A 3,183-nucleotide genomic window follows, 5' to 3' on the forward strand; every position below is an offset into this window, starting at 1 on the left:
GCTTAAATGACATATTATTGAAAGAAGTTATGTTAGAAGAACAAACAACAGTCTGTTTGCTTTGAAAGCTTCGGATGATTAGTACTACTCGACTGTGCTGTCGCCAGCTTTACATCTGTAGCCTATCAACGTAGTAGTCTGCTACGGTCCTATATGGAATTCTCATCTCGTGGCTAGTTTCGCACTTAGATGCTTTCAGCGCTTATCTATTCCCAGCGTAGCTACTCTGCAATGCCCCTGGCGGAACAACAGATTCACTAGAGGCTAGTCCAACCCGGTCCTCTCGTACTAAGGTCAGCCCCACTCAAAATTCCTACGCCCACAACAGATAGGGACCGAACTGTCTCGCGACGTTCTGAACCCAGCTCGCGTGCCACTTTAATCGGCGAACAGCCGAACCCTTGGGACCTTCTCCAGCCCCAGGATGTGACGAGCCGACATCGAGGTGCCAAACCTCCCCGTCGATATGAGCTCTTGGGGGAGATCAGCCTGTTATCCCCAGCGTACCTTTTATCCTTTGAGCGATGGCCCTTCCATGCAGAACCACCGGATCACTATATCCGTCTTTCGACCCTGATCGACTTGTCTGTCTCACAGTCAAGCAAGCTTATGCTATTGCACTCCGCGTACGGTTACCAAGCGTACTGAGCTTACCTTTGAAAGCCTCCGTTACCTTTTTGGAGGCGACCACCCCAGTCAAACTACCCATCAAACAATGTCTCCCTCATAAAGGGATTAGACACCGAATACAGAAAGGGTGGTATTTCAACGTTGGCTCCACGACGCCTAGCGACGCCGCTTCAAAGCCTCCCACCTATCCTACACATCCTGTATCCAATGTCAATGTTAAATTGTAGTGAAGGTGCATGGGGTCTTTCCGTCCCGTTGCGGGTACCCGGCGTCTTCACCGGGACCACAATTTCACCGAGCTCATGGCTGAGACAGCGCCCAGATCGTTACACCATTCGTGCAGGTCGGAACTTACCCGACAAGGAATTTCGCTACCTTAGGACCGTTATAGTTACGGCCGCCGTTTACTGGGGCTTCGATTCAATGCTTCTCCTTGCGGATGACATCCCCTCTTAACCTTCCAGCACCGGGCAGGTGTCAGGCCTTATACCTCATCTTTCGATTTTGCAAAGCCATGTGTTTTTGTTAAACAGTCGCCTGGGCCTTTTCACTGCGGCTGACATTGCTGCCAGCGCCCCTTCTCCCGAAGTTACAGGGCCATTTTGCCGAGTTCCTTAGCCATGATTCACTCGAGCACCTTAGAATCCTCTTCCCGGATACCTGTGTCGGTTTGCGGTACGGGTTTTTATAACCTGAAGCTTAGCGGTTTTTCTTGGAAGTCTGATTACCTGCGCTATCCGCTTACCCGAAGGCTCGCGGTACTATCGACTTTCAGCTAGATCGGCGGATTTGCCTACCGTTCTAATACCTACTGTCTTTAACGATCTATTCCGTCAGATCGCGGCAGTGTCACTACTCCGTCCCCACATCGCAGTTATAAAAAGTACTGGAATATTAACCAGTTGTCCATCGAATTTCCCCTTCGGGTTCTCCTTAGGTCCCGACTGACCCTGATCCGATTAGCGTTGATCAGGAAACCTTATCCTTTCGGTGGGCGGGTTTCTCTCCCGCCTTATCGTTACTTATGCCTACATTTGCTTTTCTAGAAGCTCCAGCACCCATTACCAGATACCTTCGCTGCCGCTAGAATGCTCCCCTACCGATATATTTCAATCCCATAGCTTCGGTGAACAGTTTAATGCCCGTTTATTATCCATGCCCGATCGCTCGACTAGTGAGCTGTTACGCACTCTTTAAATGAATGGCTGCTTCCAAGCCAACATCCTAGCTGTCTGTGCAATCGGACCTCGTTAGTTCAACTTAACTGTCACTTGGGGACCTTAGCTGATGGTCTGGGTTCTTTCCCTCTCGGCGCGTGACCTTAGCACCCCGCGCCTCACTGCAGACCATATTTCATAGCATTCGGAGTTTGTCTGGATTTGGTAGGATTTGACTCCCCCGCACCCAATCAGTAGCTCTACCTCTATGAAACTTAATGTCCACGCTGTTCCTAAAAACATTTCGGGGAGTACGAGCTATTTCCCAGTTTGATTAGCCTTTCACCCCTACCCACAGATCATCCGGAAACTTTTCAACGTTTATCGGTTCGGTCCTCCAGTACGTGTTACCGCACCTTCAACCTGTCCATGGGTAGATCACAAGGTTTCGCGTCTACCCCCTCTGACTATACGCCCTATTCAGACTCGCTTTCGCTTCGGATCCGTGCCTKARRCACTTAACCTTGCCAGAGAGGAGTAACTCGTAGGCTCATTATGCAAAAGGCACGCCGTCACGCCACCTGGACGCTCCGACCGCTTGTAAGTACACGGTTTCAGGTTCTATTTCACTCCCCTGTTCGGGGTTCTTTTCACCTTTCCCTCACGGTACTGGTTCACTATCGGTCTCTCAGGAGTATTTAGCCTTACCGGATGGTGCCGGCAGATTCCCACAAGGCGTCTCCGACCTCGCGGTACTCAGGATACTGCTAGGCCAGCATTCTATACGTGTACCGGGCTATCACCGTGTATCGCTGGGCTTCCCATCCCATTCCACTTCTGTTTGCTGATGCCATGTTGCAGTCCTACAACCCCCACTTTGCCGTAACAAAGTAGGTTTGGGCTCTTTCCCTTTCGCTCGCCACTACTTAGGAAATCATTGTTATTTTCTCTTCCTCTGCTTACTTAGATGTTTCAGTTCGGCAGGTTTGCTCATTATATGTGACTAGTCTTCAACTAGCCGGGTTGCCCCATTCGGAAATCTTCGGATCAATTCCTATTTGCAAATACCCGAAGCTTATCGCAGCTTATCACGTCCTTCATCGCCTCTGAGAGCCAAGGCATCCCCCGTGTACTCTTTATTACTTTCTTCTACTCATACGCCTTTTGCGCCGTATGGTATGCTTTTTTTGCTCTTGTTATGATGTCTCATACTTATTGGTCTCTTGCGATCCCTTTAAGTGAGCACAAACACAACAGTCGCCTATTGTTGTTTGCTCTTCTTTTTTAACTTCTTCCAATATGTCAAAGAACTTTACTAAGACAAGGTAAAGGGTATAAAAGTCAGGGTGTCATGTGCCCGTCCTTAAGCCTTCAGCTTAAATCTCGTTAGTAAAAA

General features: G+C 49.2%; 1 rRNA gene. It reads right to left on the bottom strand.

The features are described from left to right. Positions 1–59: 59 nt before the first annotated feature. Positions 60–2,936: ribosomal RNA gene (locus EYS08_RS25490) — 23S ribosomal RNA — on the bottom strand. Between the last annotated feature and the right edge of the window lie 247 nt (positions 2,937–3,183).

It is taken from the genome of Pedobacter kyonggii (assembly GCF_004310665.1).
Taxonomy (GTDB): Bacteria; Bacteroidota; Bacteroidia; order Sphingobacteriales; family Sphingobacteriaceae; genus Pedobacter; species Pedobacter kyonggii.